At 46.7% G+C, this 15,276-nt stretch carries 13 protein-coding genes; 7 read left to right on the top strand and 6 right to left on the bottom strand.

Going from position 1 to position 15,276, the window contains the following annotated elements:
- Window positions 1-95: 95 nt before the first annotated feature.
- On the bottom strand, window positions 96-665 hold the full coding sequence (locus tag PMI17_RS24580; RefSeq protein ID WP_007885053.1) for a hypothetical protein: 570 nt from the start codon (window positions 663-665) through the stop codon (window positions 96-98).
- A 556-nt stretch (window positions 666-1,221) separates the two neighbouring features.
- A complete protein-coding gene (locus tag PMI17_RS00645) occupies window positions 1,222-2,634 on the bottom strand; it encodes a hypothetical protein (RefSeq protein ID WP_007885052.1) in 1,413 nt (470 codons plus the stop codon).
- Between the two features lie 531 nt (window positions 2,635-3,165).
- Here PMI17_RS00645 and PMI17_RS00640 point away from each other — a divergent pair.
- The 3 genes from PMI17_RS00640 (at window position 3,166) to PMI17_RS00630 (ending at window position 4,985) form a co-directional block, all read left to right on the top strand.
- Window positions 3,166-3,462 (top strand): chorismate mutase, encoded by a 297-nt coding sequence (locus PMI17_RS00640; RefSeq protein WP_007885044.1) that lies wholly within the window; start codon window positions 3,166-3,168, stop codon window positions 3,460-3,462.
- Window positions 3,463-3,466: 4 nt separating this feature from the next.
- Window positions 3,467-4,276: an AraC family transcriptional regulator gene (locus tag PMI17_RS00635; protein ID WP_036619817.1), complete on the top strand. Its 810-nt coding sequence runs from the start codon at window positions 3,467-3,469 to the stop codon at window positions 4,274-4,276.
- A gap of 94 nt (window positions 4,277-4,370) precedes the next feature.
- Window positions 4,371-4,985: a LysE family translocator gene (locus PMI17_RS00630; protein WP_007885039.1), complete on the top strand. Its 615-nt coding sequence runs from the start codon at window positions 4,371-4,373 to the stop codon at window positions 4,983-4,985.
- 144 nt (window positions 4,986-5,129) lie between these two features.
- Here the strand turns inward: PMI17_RS00630 and PMI17_RS00625 are convergent, their stop codons facing one another.
- Both PMI17_RS00625 and PMI17_RS00620 read right to left on the bottom strand, forming a co-directional pair.
- Window positions 5,130-6,020 carry an FRG domain-containing protein gene (locus tag PMI17_RS00625; protein WP_007885037.1) on the bottom strand — a complete coding sequence of 297 codons (891 nt, stop codon included), beginning with the start codon at window positions 6,018-6,020 and terminating at the stop codon, window positions 5,130-5,132.
- A gap of 427 nt (window positions 6,021-6,447) precedes the next feature.
- On the bottom strand, window positions 6,448-7,671 hold the full coding sequence (locus PMI17_RS00620; protein ID WP_007885036.1) for a hypothetical protein: 1,224 nt from the start codon (window positions 7,669-7,671) through the stop codon (window positions 6,448-6,450).
- A 1,434-nt stretch (window positions 7,672-9,105) separates the two neighbouring features.
- On the opposite strand from PMI17_RS00620, the gene PMI17_RS00615 reads away from it, so the two are divergent.
- Window positions 9,106-9,927 carry an alpha/beta fold hydrolase gene (locus PMI17_RS00615; RefSeq protein ID WP_007885035.1) on the top strand — a complete coding sequence of 274 codons (822 nt, stop codon included), beginning with the start codon at window positions 9,106-9,108 and terminating at the stop codon, window positions 9,925-9,927.
- A 27-nt stretch (window positions 9,928-9,954) separates the two neighbouring features.
- On the opposite strand, the gene PMI17_RS00610 is transcribed toward PMI17_RS00615, so the two are convergent.
- Window positions 9,955-10,896, bottom strand: a complete 942-nt coding sequence (locus PMI17_RS00610) for a LysR family transcriptional regulator (RefSeq protein ID WP_007885033.1) — start codon at window positions 10,894-10,896, stop codon at window positions 9,955-9,957.
- 223 nt (window positions 10,897-11,119) lie between these two features.
- Between PMI17_RS00610 and PMI17_RS00605 the strand changes: the two genes are divergently transcribed.
- The 3 genes from PMI17_RS00605 (at window position 11,120) to PMI17_RS00595 (ending at window position 14,343) form a co-directional block, all read left to right on the top strand.
- Window positions 11,120-12,283, top strand: coding sequence for an FAD-dependent monooxygenase (locus PMI17_RS00605; RefSeq protein WP_007885030.1), 1,164 nt, complete (start codon window positions 11,120-11,122; stop codon window positions 12,281-12,283).
- A gap of 103 nt (window positions 12,284-12,386) precedes the next feature.
- Window positions 12,387-13,037: a DsbA family oxidoreductase gene (locus PMI17_RS00600; protein ID WP_007885026.1), complete on the top strand. Its 651-nt coding sequence runs from the start codon at window positions 12,387-12,389 to the stop codon at window positions 13,035-13,037.
- Window positions 13,038-13,080: 43 nt separating this feature from the next.
- Entirely contained in the window at window positions 13,081-14,343 is a 1,263-nt protein-coding gene (locus PMI17_RS00595; protein ID WP_007885025.1) for an NAD(P)/FAD-dependent oxidoreductase, read from the top strand.
- Window positions 14,344-14,799: 456 nt separating this feature from the next.
- Here the strand turns inward: PMI17_RS00595 and PMI17_RS00590 are convergent, their stop codons facing one another.
- Window positions 14,800-15,213: a hypothetical protein gene (locus PMI17_RS00590; protein ID WP_007885024.1), complete on the bottom strand. Its 414-nt coding sequence runs from the start codon at window positions 15,211-15,213 to the stop codon at window positions 14,800-14,802.
- Between the last annotated feature and the right edge of the window lie 63 nt (window positions 15,214-15,276).

The following is a 15,276-nucleotide window of genomic DNA, read 5'->3' as shown; positions in this document are numbered from 1 at the left end:
GCTGTGAACGAGAAGCGAACGTTGGCTATTATCCATTTTCACAGACACAGAAAAATGGCGACCTTAGCGATTGTAATATATTCAGATTATTTCATTTACATATAAATGAATTCGTATTTCACGATGTAGGTTCCAATTTTATTAACACGAGATGATACCCATACTCCTGTCATTCCTTGCTTACGGTGGCTGCGTAGAAATTCTTTATTTGTACAAAGCTGTATCCATCTGGAGGTGTTCTGATCTTTTAACCAGACCCCTGCTTCACAATGCCCATGCTTGCCCCTCGATGGTCCTGGGAATACAACCTCATATTCAGATTTATAGCCAATTATTTTGTCTGGGAAGAGATAAACATAGACATCGTAACAGTTTAAGCTCAATACAAATCCCAGGCAAAAACCGCCAAAGAATGCATTACAAAGATACTTTATTGTTTTGTTAAAAGTGCGAAGATAAAAAGCGTGAATAAAAAAGAAGCTTCCAATCAATACACCAAAAGAAATATACGTTGTCCATTCAGGTACCGATTTTTTTAAAATGATATTATGGGAGATGCTTGATGCCCACAACATATACCATAACCATCCGCCCATAATGATGCATACCACGGCTGTAATGGACCATTTTTTATATTTACTTTCGAAATAATAACTTTTATTCATGATTATATTTTTGTATCTACCAAAAGATGATAACAGCCTTACCGTGCGCGGCTATTTTAACTAATAAATTAACTGTATCTACATAATTTTTTAACGTCCGCTCCTGGCAAAGTACAGTCGAGCCAGTTGGCTGGAAAGTCTGCTCTGTGCGGAATGCCGAAGCTCATCACACCTCAAAGACTCTGCAGTAGCTGGAAATATGATCTAGCTCGTCTGGAATCGGGTTGGTTCATCTAATTTATATAAAAGTAAGTAATTCTTTTATTCATCATGATGGCTGGCAATCCCGCCTTAAAATAAGGTCCTCTGCGACACCTTTCTTTCATTAGAAGGTTCCTGTTTGGACGCTACAGAGACATTCCATGCATAGCTTTGGGACGTGTTATATTTGAAATTGCCGCTCGTCACATTATTGACAAGAGCACATCGCGCTAGATAACTCATTGAAAGTAATATAATAAAAACCCCAGGCAAGCTGTTCAATGCCTGATTCCATTCACAGAAATTAAAGGGATATGGCAGGCACAAAGCGTTAATCAGCTTGCCTGCCTGCTAATTAACGGATCACACTGACATTTTCCAGTTTCACCGGGGTTTCAGGCTTATCACCGACCTGCATAGCGATTGGAACGAAGATATTAAGCTCCTGAATCCAGGCGAGTTTGTCACTGCTGGACACTTGTCCCTCATTGGTTGCACTGCACTCAACTAACAGATATTTCCCGCCGAACACCGGCGAAAGGGTATTTGCATCGCCCTCGTTTGTCACTTCACATCGTAATGTGGAAGCCGTGACTTTCTTATCGGCGTCAATACTTTCCCACTGCGCCTGATAACGTTGCCCTGTGACTAGCGGGAAGCGCAGATCCGTCTGTAATTTATTGAGCAACGATGCCCCAGAGCTAATGGACATGGTGTATTTAAGCTGTAGCAGATTGGCCAGCGTTAGCCGTTGCACCGTCCAGATACCGTAATCTTCCAGCTTGCGTACGTAACCATCGGGTTGCGCATCCAACTGCACGGCGACCTTGGCGAGCGCGCTGACTTCGGTATAACGAACCTGTTTGAAGCGTGGAAGCGCCCAGGGTTTAATCAATGACTGAGCCTGATGCTCAATGGCAGCAGTAAGTGGATATTTTTTCAGCCACTGCGGATTATTATTGCTCAGGTCGGGCATTGATGGCCCCATCACCGTAGACGCCCGCTTATTCGCGGCAGGCACAAAATGCCCTTCGGCAGTAAATCGTTTCCCGGAGGGTAAATCGCAGAACTCCCCGAAGCGCTGCGTCATCTGAGAGGTGATTTCAAAGCTACTTTGGCGGCGAACAATGTCAGCCGTTATGAGTGAGTCCGTCACGCGCCCCTCGCTGTCAAAGTTCATCGCTGTAACAGCCTTACCCTGATGGGTCTTGCAGTTGTATATGTAGTGTTCAATCTTTAATACCAGCGGCGCGTCGTAAGGCGGCTCCCAGACGATATCTGCCATGTCATAGCCCATGCGCACGGATAAGTTGTCGCCATTACGCTGAATGCTATTCACATCGACCAGATTGGTGATGCCAAACTCTGACGTGGCGGATAACTTTTCCCACCTGACCTCTTTTATGGGGAGCTGACAAACCGTACGGATATCCTCCGGTGTCATTTGCTTATCATCCTGTGCCGGTGCATATCGCAGATAGCTGTTGCCGTATGAGCGCGTGGAGGTATAGCCCTGGTCATTCAATAAATCCATGTACAGAAGCTGTGCCTTCCCCTGTTTACAGTCAACAGAACGCCATTGCTGAGCTGTCTTTCCGTTGCTGAAGTTAAGAGACACCATATAATTCACACGATCGTGAATTCTGACTATGGATAAGGGATTCGTACCGCCGCCTGTTAATGTGGGCTTTTCAGCAGCCTGAGAGAAAGCAAGAGGGAAGAGCGACAGAAAAATAAGCGGGCGAACTGCAGGTCGAACGAAGTACATACATGTTCCTTCATATATTGACTGAGGACTAATGGTATCGGCAACAGGGGGGAAATTATTAGTCTGACTTGATATGACCAAAAATATCATTGGTATGAGAGGTTACTTTCAGCCGATTTAGGCGGATGGCTGCCAATACGCAGTAGAGCGACACCCAGCCCATTAAATCTCATATCCACATCTCCCGTGGAGTTCATGACTTGGTTGAACTAACCATCTGACTATTTATTTGGATGTAAAATACTTAATATGTGTGGGCGTTGCTTGACCTGCTCCCCGATGATTGACACCGACTGTTGTAAGCTACTTCCGCTTTTGGCACAGAACGGACTGATACTCAGACCAATGTCCGCTATGAGCGAGAAGCTGACATTTACCCACTCTCTTTTATCGCAATATCAATCGCTGGATATTCTTGATTGAATGTTTTTGGATATCGTTCTTCAAGTTAGGCTTTACAAACTGAAGACTGTTTTGAATCGAAAATTTGTGTAATCTGATGCACTCATGTACTAGCCAGGTGGATTGAAGATGATATTTTCGTCAATTGAGGATGTTAGAAGCCATATAGATCAGATTGACGCTGAACTGGTTAAAATGATCGCGCAACGTAGCCAATGTGTTAGAGCTGCAGCAGCTTTCAAAAGTGATCACTCAGACGTTCGTGCTCCTGATCGTGTCCAGCAGGTAATCGATAAGGTAAGTAAACAGGCGACTGAATTAGGACTTCCCACAGTGATTATCGAAAAGGTTTACCGGACTATGATTGGTGCGTTCATCGATTACGAACTCGTTCAACACGACCAATTGCAACAGGATAAATGCTGACATCGTGCGTCAACATTCCATTGAACTTCTCCCCATAACTGTAGCGGGTGTTGAGGCGGTAAACGCCAACAGCGATATCTCATTCGGGCGTCATACTCACGACCAATTCGGCATTGGTTTGATGGACAGAGGCGGGCAAAAATCTCTGAGTGGGCGCGGATATGTCGAGTCGAACGCGGGTGATGTCATCACTGTTAACCCTGGTGAAGTTCACGATGGGACGCCTCTCGGTGGCTCGCGAGCCTGGCGGATGCTTTATTTTGATACTGAGCTTATTAATCAGTGCTTTATCGATATTTCTGAAGGTAAATTTGCCAGCGGCGAATTTGCTATGCCTGTATTAAAGAATGTCGGTATAGCAAAAATTTTTAACCAGTTATATCAGGCCATTATCAGTGGTAATGGCGATGTAAAAAATCTGGCTGCGGATGAAGCATTGTTAATTCTGACTAACGCATTGGCCCAAATGCCCCGAATTCAGATAAAAACGCCTATAAAAGGCGTGTTGTACGCGAAAGAAAAAATGGATGACGCGCCGGGGAGTGCTATATCTCTTACTGAGCTGGCGGCGATTGCCGGACTCGGGCAGTTTACGTTTTTGCGCGCTTTTGCGCATTACAGTGGAATGACCCCGCATGCCTATCTTTTGCAGAGACGCCTGTCACTGGTTCGAAAGCTCATCAGGGGCGGAATGGAGCTTGTTGATGCAGCCATTGCGGCAGGATTTTCGGATCAAAGCCACATGAATCGTTTGTTTGTTCGCAGCTATGGCTATACGCCAGGCGTCTACGCGCAACAAAATCCAAAAATCTAGCTGTCTAAACGCTGCAATTTTATTCAAGACAGAAAAAGCCTCTTCATCAAATACTGAAGCAATTATTTCAGCTGCTGATGAGGGATAAAATTTGATGCTTTATAATGATTTTCTGGTGACATCTCTGCTAATTGTCATATCACCCGGTACTGGTGCCATCATTACGCTTTCTGCCGGCCTCAGGCAGGGAAAACGTAGCGCAATAATTGCTGCTGCCGGATGCACTCTCGGGGTGTTGCCTCATATGCTGGCTGCAATTACAGGCCTTGCCACTCTGTTACATGCCAGTCCGTTACTATTTTCCATTGTGAAGTATACCGGTGTGGCTTACCTGCTGTTTATGGCGTGGAAAACGCTACGGGATAAGACACTTTTAACCGCAGACGGTCCCGGGCCGGAGTTATCTCATAGCGCATTGATAATACAGGCAGTAGTTGCCAATATTCTTAACCCCAAACTTTCGCTATTTTTCCTGGCATTCCTTCCGCAGTTTATCGCCACCAGAGATGCACACCCTACACAGAGCATGTTGATTCTTTCAGCTATTTTTGCGGCCATGACTTTTGCTGTATTTTCTCTATATGGCGCTTTTGCTTCGTCTGTTAGTCATTATGTATTAGGAAATCACAGGGTAATGACCGGGATACGTTGGGGCGTAGCACTGGCCTTTTTTGCAGTTGGGATTCGCCTGGCAATGGCTGTGCAATAGTAAAAAGTCGTGTTAAATAGCCTCAGAACGAAGGGTTAAAGAACGTCCGCTTTTGGCACGAAGCGGACGCGGAAATAAGGTCCGCTATGAGCGATAAGCCGCCATTAACTCCATGTTTAGCGGCTAGCAGGTTGTAATGCAATGCTAAAGCTTTTTACCGTTAAATTTAAAAGCTTCGCTTCTTTTGATATCTCTCGACAATGATTCTAGTCCCGGATATATAAATGACTCAGTTATGCCTAGAGCCTGCAAATCTTTAAGCATTTGGGGAACCACTTCATATGGTATAAATATTTTATGTATAATTTTACGAAGCTCATCGTAATAGTCTAATGCCCATATGTTTGAACCATGTAATGTGAAGTGGCCAGATTGTGATCTTATTCTCGTATCAATATGACTTGATTGGACTGCAATTGGAAGAAAATTATAACTACCTTCTTTACTCATAGGGTCAAAGTAATTACTCCATTTGTCAGCTTCTTCACAAATATAAATTTTTGATCGGTTTGAGACTGTTAAATAATTCAATTTTGATGGGCTTATGGCAAAAACAGCTGCTCCTTCCGAGCAAAACTCATCGCTTTCCATAAAGTTTAGCGAGGGCGATTCGTTGTAATGCCTCTCTTCGTCAGAGGTAGGATTCGATTCGATAGCAAAGAATAACGCAACTAAGGCGTTTGTCGTCCAGTCTAACAGCCTTGTTGGTACACCATAGTGCTGCATCAAGAACATCCACTCAAAATTATTTGAGGGCTCTCGATTCAAAAAAGGAACCGCTCGAGACTTAAATTCATAAAACATATTTTCGGGACTAAGACCTGTTACATGACCGCCCTCTGAACGTATCACCTGACCGTTTTCGACCCTATTACCTCTGGCATCAGTTAAGGGAAAGGTATCTCGTAATACCGAGGGTACTAATCTATATGAAGCGCAAGCATGTCCTCTAAACCATATGTCATCGACTTCATTTACTATTTCTGTAACGGTTGAAACATAATCTGCTAGCGAGTTTACGGCATATTTAAACATGATCATCTCCTCAATAGTATGACTATTCTAATACAAACTAAGTTGTGCAAAAAGCGTGCGATGATTGAATGACTGACTAAATCATTTACCAAGATTTTTAGCTCTGTAGTGGCTAAATTAACTGGTGACGCAAGCAGAGGTAGCATGAACTATATACAGTCCAACAATGTCCGCTTCTGGCACAGGCTGTGTGAAAACTGTTTTGGTCGCTTAATCTGCTTAAAACAGGGTTGAAAACAGCGCTCATACGTAAAATTTGGCTCAGCTAACCTGTCGATTAATTCCAGATTTTGCGTAGATGCGCGAACTTCAGTTTCAGGTCAGAGTTTTCACACAGCCTGGGCACGCAGCAGACAGGATTAGTGGTCATTAAGTCTGCTGTGAGCGAAGAGCTGGCGCTGATAAATGGTTGATAAAGTTAAGTTTATCATCTGTTTTTTTTGCGGGAAGCCTTCGCGATTCTATTTATCCTTTTTTTCTTTTGCCTGATCATTTCGCTTTTAGCGAACTTTAAAAGACTGCTCTCTTTTTTGAGTTCTCGCATACAGTACTCCGGGTTGTAGCTTGAAAAAGCATCAGTCTTTATACTTGGAATTATTGAACTAGGCAACAAATTGGTGTGAAACCTAGACACAATTAGAGGGTAATTGCCAATTTGATGTGGTCCATATTCATCCATAGAGAACTGTGCCAACTTATTAAATATATCGAAATCTAATTTGTTTTTGGCAAATGGGTTGTGGAATATGTACAGACCATCCAGTAATTTCTCGGGATTTTCTGGTGTTACTTCATGCACGCGAAAATGCGGTTCATCTTGCAAGTATCTAATGTTTATAACTGTATCGAAACTTATTTTTTCTGATTTATGTAGCGAAGATACTTTACCTAATGTCAGTGTATTGCAAAATAAAACGGCTGAAACTTCTTTGAATGCTGGGTTCAAAAAAATCCCAAGATCTAAATCCGAGTTAGTGCCGGGTTTTTTAATTTTATTTTTTTTGGTGTATGCTTTATTTTCTGGGTCGTAATAGTGCCCATACAGTAAAGCAAACATGGAATAAATAAATTCTCTGCCATAGGCAATTTGGTCATGGGAGGATAGGGCTATTATATATGGAACATTAGGCGAAACCCAATTACAATCGACGTATCCTTTAATCGGCACATTATCTTTGCTTATATATCCAGTGTATTTTTTTAACTTTGATTTTAGAGAGTTAGAGTGACGTGATATTGCCTCATCGATGATATCTGAAAACTCACGCTTGGTTATAATCGGCCGTAAGTTGGCCTCCACATCCTCTATAGTTCGTAGTTTTTCAGGAACACCATCTTTTTTAATCTCTGACACTACTGCTTCAATATACATTCCTGTGGGGGCTTCAACGATAAAGTCTGGTCGATTGTGCTTTTCGCTAACTTTGAAGTTCATTTCCTTCAGTGCTGCGTGAAGATAGAGCTCCCAAAAAGTAGAGTGAAACGATGTTTGAAATTCATTTTTAGCTTTTTTATCGCGATCATAAAAGTCATTTCCCCAAGAAGAAACAACCTCTTTAGCACCGGCGTACCCTAACTTGTTATTCAGATCCTTAAATTTGAAATGAAGGAGGTTTAAATCAGTATCTTCATCAATTTCAAAAAAGTCCATCCAATAATTCCTTGTATCGAAGTGCATCTATCTATGGGTGATTTTTATAGCATGAGATAGTCATGGATATCATAAGTTTACTTCTTTTTCTTTACCGTGAAAGTGATCTCATCCCTTTGTTTGACCTGCTCCCTCCAATTGATGCAGCGCGGACGTTAGCAACGCCCGCTTCTGGCACTCAGCCGACAGTTAAACCTCTTTGCACACAGTTTCACATAGGGTAAACGCCTTCGACGTTACCTCTAACTACGCTTCATTTTCAGAGAGTAAAATAGTAATGTTCACCCATGCTGCGGAACGCTCATACCAGATTTATGGAATCCGCAATTATTGGTGGTCATTATGGTGGTCTTGACAGACTAGCAATTCAGGCTTAGCTTACTTATTAGCCAGTTACTGGCAAAGGCGATCCCAGTCAGATGAGCCAATTTCTTGTTTTCATGCAGCTTGGCGAATCCCCACACGATTTCGCTTCAATAAGCTAGTGTGAAAAGTCTTCCCGATACATTTGCAGTGCTCCCTTCGCATCGGGAAAATCTGGGGTCAATCTGGGGTCAGGTTAGTTCGATAACGCAGTGCCCCCTGATACCTCCCAACGACACAAAAATCCCCAACTTAAAATCATCCGCAAAACCCTGCAAAGTTTCTGATTCCCACGGTCTGTATCTTATGGTCAAACAAGGTAGCTCCCGTTACTGACATCTCAAGTACTGTCTCAGTGGTACGCAATTCTGTATTGGGCTGGAGGCCTACCTGAGCAGCAAGTGAGATAATCAAGCCGTCCTGGTTAGCGACCTTTCATGGCGGCCATTGGCACAGTGTTATCGCTCGTCTCCGCTGACTCAGCGCCCTTCTGGCATTTAGCGATTGGTGTGATTATCTGCAACTTCGAAATGGTCACAGGCATTACAGCAATGAACTTCGGGGCGATATAAGAAACCGGGCCCGGAGACTTAAATATTGGCGCTACCACCCTTAATACAAATCAGAAGATCGACGCACTCGCAGGTGTAGCGATCGTTGGGATTTTCCTGCATCAAAGAGGCGATTGGCCAGATCGCGTTCGCACAAGCTATTTTGCTTTCCTTATTTGCTTACCGATCGCGCTGGTTTTATATCTATGCAGTCGCGAACGCAATATTGCCCCTGACAAGTCACGGTTCAGGGTCGTGGGTACCACATCTAATGCGCCCAGTATCGGGCTGCCGCTTACCCACCGCGGATTAATTTTTTGAATCATTCGCCGGGGGCTTTTCACTCCTCGGCATAGTCGCTAATTGCGGAAGCGCCCGAAACAATGCCAGCGTTGCACCAGATGCAAAACTACGTTGTATATTCCCCGGATTATCACCTCTGACATTGTAGTTTAAGTTAACTGCACCCGACGCGGGATGTAGTTTCCTAATTAATGCCGTTAATTTCAGGAGAACGATAATGAGCCATTTCACTACCTCAGATAATGTTCGTATTGCGTATAAAGATTGGGGCAAAGGTCAGCCGGTTGTTTTCTCTCACGGATGGCCGCTTTCCGGAGATGCCTGGGACGCACAAATGCTTTTCTTCGGGCAGAACGGTTTCAGGGTTATCGCCCATGACCGCCGCGGGCACGGCGCATCCGGGCAGCCCTGGGAAGGCAACAACATGGACCGTTACGCGGACGATCTGGCAGAGCTGATCGACCATCTCGATCTGCATGATGCAATACTGATTGGCCATTCGACCGGCGGTGGGGAAGTCGCCCGCTATATCGGCCGTCACGGATCTTCTCGCGTGGCAAAAGTGGTGTTAGTCGGCGCGGTTCCACCGCTAATGCTGCAAACGGCTGATAACCCGCAGGGCACGCCTCTGGAGGTTTTCGACAATATCCGCACCGGCACCGCAGCCAATCGTTCGCAGTTCTTCCGCGAACTGGCGGTGCCGTTTTATGGCTTTAATCGCGAAAATATCGCCACCAATGATGGCCTGGTCGAATCGTTCTGGCGGATGGGGATGCAGGGCGGTATCAAAGGAGAGTATGACTGTATCCGTGAGTTTTCCGAAGTCGACTATACGGACGATCTGAAAAAAATCGATAAGCCAGCCCTGATTATTCACGGCGATGACGATCAAATTGTGCCCATTGCTGCGGCAGGCATTAAGAGCGCGAAGATAATCGCCGACGCCGAGCTGAAAATCTATCCCGGCGCCAGCCACGGTCTGGCTCAGCTAAATGCCGGGCAGTTTAATCAAGATGTGCTTGCGTTTATCCGCCGCTAGTTTAGATAAATAACCCGGCGCGCTGCTTTAGCCTGGCTTCCTGCAGAAAATATCAGCTTCCTCTGCCTCCTGCTGGTTGAGGAACTGATAAATAAAATCGACAAATAATTTCACCATTTTAATGTCGCGACGGCTTGGATGATAAAGCGCATACACCGCGGATTCATCCTCATCAGCGGTCACATCAACGCGTATATCCGGAAAAAGCGCTAACAGGTCACCGCGCTGAACGTCGTTATTCACCAGCCAGTCCGGAAGCAAAGCAATACCCTGTCCGCCCAAAGCCGCCTGCCTGAGTATCTGCGAATTGTTGCATCTAAGGTTTCCCTCAACGCTGACGCCTTCCGTTTTATCGCGGAAGAAAAACCATTTTGTCTGACCGGAAGAGTAGGAGAAAAGCAGGCAATTATGGCGTCGTAAATCGGCAGGCAGCAATGGCACGCCTTTTTCAGCAAGATAGCCCGGACTGGCGCAAAGAACGCGCTTTTGCAACAGCAGCTTTTTGGCAATGACGTTTTGCGCAGAAATTTTCCCCAGCCGGATGCTGAGATCCAGCCGGTTCTCAGCCAGATCGAGCACATCGTCAGTAAAAGTGAGTTCAAGCCGGATAAGCGGATATTGCTTCATAAATTCAGGCACTAAAGTGGCTAAATATTGCAGTGACCAGGATACCGGCAGGCTGGCTCTGAGGATCCCGCGGGGCATACCGGAGTGGTCGCGGGCTTCGTAGTTAGCGTAGGAGAGATCGGCCATAATCCTGCAGGCATGCTGGTAGTACCGCTCTCCGGCCCCGGTTAACGATACCTTTCGGGTTGAGCGAACCAGTAGCACCGTTCCAAGATATTGCTCAAGCGTGTCAATTTGCCGGGTGACGGAAGAGGTGGCAAGCGACAGGCGCCGCCCGGCGGAAGAGAATCCGCCTTCCTCAACCACCGCGACCAGTGCCTGTAAGGACGAAAACATATCCATAGCTTTAACTTTCTCGTATAGGAAAAACGCCTGAGTGAGTCCTTACCTTAGCCTGTTTTGAGTGAGGAATACCAGTCAGCTTTGCGTGCTACGCAATAGTGTTTCCGGTTTTGCTGGTATTCTCCGCTATTGCTGAGGCTGTTATGGTTAACGTCAGCAGCCAGACAGTTAATTATTATTTATGCTCTTACCTGCGTGGCATAAATAAAATGCGGAGGTGCCTGTGTCAGATATTACCCGACCTAAAAAAGCCATTATTATCGGCGGTTCCCTTGGCGGACTTTTTGCCGGAAATATGATGAAAAAAGCCGGATGGGATGTGGATATTTTCGAACGCTCGGCAAAAAATCTGGATAGCCAGGGCGGTGGAATAGTGCTTCAGCCGCAGGTGGTGGATGTGATTCAGGAAAGCGGCGTTAATAAAAAATGGGATGAGATGGGCGTTCGTTCCCAATACCGCATTTTTTATAATCCCGACGGTACGGTTGAATACAAACAGTTGGCCCCACAAATGCAAACCTCATGGTCATTAATTTATTCGACATTACTGACCACTACCGGTAAAGAGAATTACCATCAGGGGAAAAAACTGCAGCGTATCGATTCGCAAAAAGAGGGCGTTACCGCGTGGTTTGAGGACGGTAGCCATATAAAAGGCGATATTCTGATTGGCGCCGATGGCAATAACTCCACCGTCCGCCAGCTGCTCTGGCCGGGTGAAACCCCGACCTATTCTGGCTATATCGCCTGGCGAGGGCTGATCCGTGAAGATCGGCTGCCGGAGCGCGCGCGCCTCGATCTTCATGGCAACTTTGCGTTTGCCAATAGCAAGGGATCGCAGATTCTGGGCTACCTAGTTCCAGGGATAAATAACGATCTCCGCCCGGGGCACCGGCTTTATAACTGGGTGTGGTATCGCGTTATGGACGACGCGACTCGCGAATCCGTGATGACCGATAAAAATGGCCTAATGCGCGGGCATTCTCTACCTGAAGGTGTCATCGCGCAAAAATGGAAAAGCCATATTTATAAAGAGGCCGCGCGGATGCTTCCGCCAGGATTCAGAGACGTGGTGCTGGCGACAGAAGAGCCTTTCGCGCAATCTATTCGGGATCTGGCCGTTGATAGCATGGTGAAAGATCGGGTGCTATTGCTTGGCGATGCAGCGTCTATTCCACGCCCACACACGGCGGCAAGCACTTCCAAGGCGGCGGCAAATGCCCTGGCGTTACTATGGGCGTTTCTGAATTATCCTGACGATATCGATGCCGCTTTGGCACGCTGGGAGCCGGAGCAGCGGCATCTCGGTAAATACCTGAAGCAGGTGGGAATGAACATGGGCAACCGCCTGATGTCAATTGATATGTCACCATCATCAGGATATTAAATATCAATACGCCGCAGCGTCCGTAATGTATTTCATCTTTTGCGCCAATCATCTTTTGAACACAATGATGTTCCCGACCCACTCATAGCCAGCAGGAGTCAATATGAATATTACCGTCAAGCTCACCTCTGATTTTATTTGCCCGTGGTGCCTTATTGGCGAACGCCGTCTGCAAAAGGTGATTCGTCGTTTACCCGATGATGTGGAGGTGACTATTCTCTGGCAGCCCTATGAGCTTAATCCCACGATGCCGGTAGAAGGCGTCGATCGTAAGAACTACCGTTCCGCCAAATTTGGCAGCTGGGAGTACAGCCAGTCGCTGGACAGAAAAACCATTCTGGCTGCCGCGGAGGATGATATCGCGTTTAATTACGATGCAATGCAGAAGACGCCGAACACCTTCCGCGCGCATCGTCTGATGAATCTGGCCCATCGGCATGGCGCCGCTGATGCCGTCGCGAATGGGATTTTCCATGGCTATTTTGAGCAGGGCCGCGATATCGGCGATGTGGAAATTCTGGCTGATATCGCCGCGGAAAATGGTCTCGACAGAGCGGAAGCGCTGGCTTACCTCACCGGTGACGCTGGCGTAAAAGAGACGCGGGCGGCAATCAATTTTGCCACCGGGATCCGCGGTGTACCGAATTTTGACATTGAAGGCGAGACGATTTCCGGCGCGCAGCCGTTAAATCTCATCGAGGATGCCATCATGAGGGCGATTGCCCGTAAACCTCAGGATAAGCCCGCTTTCTGAACGTCCGATGCTCTTCAATCCCTGCATGGTGAGGTTGCTAAAAATGACCGATAAAGAAACAAACAGCATACGTATTTTTGGCCGGGCGGGATCGCCGGAAGGCTATCTGCTTCGGGACTATCTGGCGCGTAGCGCGGTTACCTTTGAATGGATTGAACTAAATAGTGAAGAAGAGTGTTTGTCGGCATTAGGGGTGTCAGGGTTTAATGACCTGCGTCTTCCCGTTGTTGAATTTCCGGGACAGGTTCGCCTGTTCGCCCCGGGACTGCATGACATCGCCGCTTATTTAGGGCACATCACGCTCCCCAAATATCGCGAATATGACGTCTCCATTTACGGCGCGGGCCCGGCGGGGTTGAGCGCCGCCGTCTATGCCGCATCCGAAGGTCTGCGAACCATATTAATTGAACGACAGGCGCCAGGTGGCCAGGCGGGTACCAGTTCATTAATCGAGAATTATCTCGGTTTTCCCGAAGGGATCTCCGGGGCTGCGCTGGCGGATCGGGCCCGCAAGCAGGCAATTAAGTTTGGTGCTGAGTTGGTGACCATGAGTGAAGGGGTAAAAGCCCATTTTAAGGATGGCAAAATCCATGTTCGTCTTGCCAATGGCGAGACGCTAACCGCCAGAACCAATATCTGCGCCACCGGCGTTGAGTATCGCCGCCTTAATTTACCCCGCGAAGATAAATTCCTCGGTCACGGCCTGTTTTATGGCGCCGGAGCAGCAGAGGCACCTTATTGCGCGAATGACCACGTCTATGTGGTGGGGGGTGGCAACTCGGCAGGCCAGGCGGTGATGCACTTTGCTGAATATGCTGCTCAGGTCACGATGCTGGTACGAGGAAGCAGCCTGTCTCAAACATTGTCGAAGTATTTAATCCAACGTATCGCTTCAAAAGCCAATATAAAGGTCATCTTCAATAGCGAGATAGCTGAGCTCGACGGTGAAGATTCCCTCGCGGCGATTACTCTTCACGACCGGTTATCGGGTGGAAAAAGTCGCCATGCCTGTTCACGACTTTTTGTCTGCATTGGCGGCCAGCCTAACACCGACTGGGCCAGCGACACGCATATTTTGCGCGATTCTGAAGGCTATTTGCTAACCGGGCCCGATCTCTCCCGAGGGAGCAGCTGGCCCGAGAACTGGGCATTAGCTCGCCAGCCTTTTTATCTGGAAACCAGCGTGCCAGGCTCTTTTGCCGCGGGGGATGTCAGACATGGTTCCGTGAAGCGCGTTGCGTCCGCCGTTGGCGAGGGGGCGATGGCCGTGACATTTGTCCATCGCTACTTACAGGAACGGGGGTGAGCGCATGTCAGCACCGAAGGCATCTCCCTCGCGCTGTGGGGTATTTGCAGACTGGCTGACGCTATTACTGCAGGAAGAAATGCTGCTCGATACGTCAGTAAATATACTTTGATAACATTTCGTGCCTGCATCATCTGAGTACCCATCAATGCATTTCTGGGACGGGTGGCCGTGCCCGGCATTTTCCCGCCCATATCACTAAAAAACGCCCCTGATGATTTCGGTGCGCCTGCATGGTTATGCACTCAAAACAACTGTCTGCAGTTCAGCAAACAAATTTTTTAAATGTCCGCTTCTGGCACACAGCAGTCGAAGGAAAGGCTCATGGGCAGCGAAGAGCGAGAAGCGGACTTTGTAGTATGATAAATTCAAGAGTACCCCACATGTCATGCCGCAAACAAAAGATACAATTGACTGGCGTTAGCAGGTTACTAAAGACTGAACCTTATCAGTCTACTATTGTATTTTCGACACCTCAGCTTTAGCCCATTTAACCGCATCATCAGCAAAGTATTGATTGCCGGTTAAATAGTCAACTACAAGCCCTCCTGCAAGACTTGCAATACAGGATGCTGTCGCTACAGCAGAAATCCACTCAAGTTCATATCTGCCTGTTGATAAAATAATAGCTAAATCAGGTACGAAGGTAGCATTTAACTCTTTAAGTTCATCATCATCCACTTCATGTACATAATACTCGAAGCCTGAAATTGAACCATTAACAGGGCAAGGTAAGAAGCCGCTGAACGTTAAAGGATCAAATTCGTCATCCAGTACGCAGGGAAACCCTGAATGAATGATTGAATCTCTGAGGAGAAAAGTAGAGGGGAGTCTTTTTTTAACTATGTAAATACCGATATCGCGTGACAACTCTCGCTCCTTATTAGTTAAGTTCTGACTTTTAACAATACATGGAAACTAGATAATCAGTAC

Origin of the sequence: Pantoea sp. GM01, from assembly GCF_000282675.1 — a bacterium.
Lineage (GTDB): Bacteria > Pseudomonadota > Gammaproteobacteria > Enterobacterales > Enterobacteriaceae > Pantoea > Pantoea nemavictus.
This window is presented reverse-complemented; position numbering and strand designations above follow the sequence as displayed.

Bases quoted from the DNA above. Each gene is read 5' to 3' on its own strand.
- PMI17_RS24580 (WP_007885053.1), bottom strand. From the start codon at position 665: ATGAATAAAAGTTATTATTTCGAAAGTAAATATAAAAAATGGTCCATT.
- PMI17_RS00645 (WP_007885052.1), bottom strand. From the start codon at position 2,634: ATGTACTTCGTTCGACCTGCAGTTCGCCCGCTTATTTTTCTGTCGCTC.
- PMI17_RS00640 (WP_007885044.1), top strand. From the start codon at position 3,166: ATGATATTTTCGTCAATTGAGGATGTTAGAAGCCATATAGATCAGATT.
- PMI17_RS00630 (WP_007885039.1), top strand. From the start codon at position 4,371: ATGCTTTATAATGATTTTCTGGTGACATCTCTGCTAATTGTCATATCA.
- PMI17_RS00625 (WP_007885037.1), bottom strand. From the start codon at position 6,020: ATGTTTAAATATGCCGTAAACTCGCTAGCAGATTATGTTTCAACCGTT.
- PMI17_RS00620 (WP_007885036.1), bottom strand. From the start codon at position 7,671: ATGGACTTTTTTGAAATTGATGAAGATACTGATTTAAACCTCCTTCAT.
- PMI17_RS00615 (WP_007885035.1), top strand. From the start codon at position 9,106: ATGAGCCATTTCACTACCTCAGATAATGTTCGTATTGCGTATAAAGAT.
- PMI17_RS00610 (WP_007885033.1), bottom strand. From the start codon at position 10,896: ATGGATATGTTTTCGTCCTTACAGGCACTGGTCGCGGTGGTTGAGGAA.
- PMI17_RS00600 (WP_007885026.1), top strand. From the start codon at position 12,387: ATGAATATTACCGTCAAGCTCACCTCTGATTTTATTTGCCCGTGGTGC.
- PMI17_RS00595 (WP_007885025.1), top strand. From the start codon at position 13,081: ATGACCGATAAAGAAACAAACAGCATACGTATTTTTGGCCGGGCGGGA.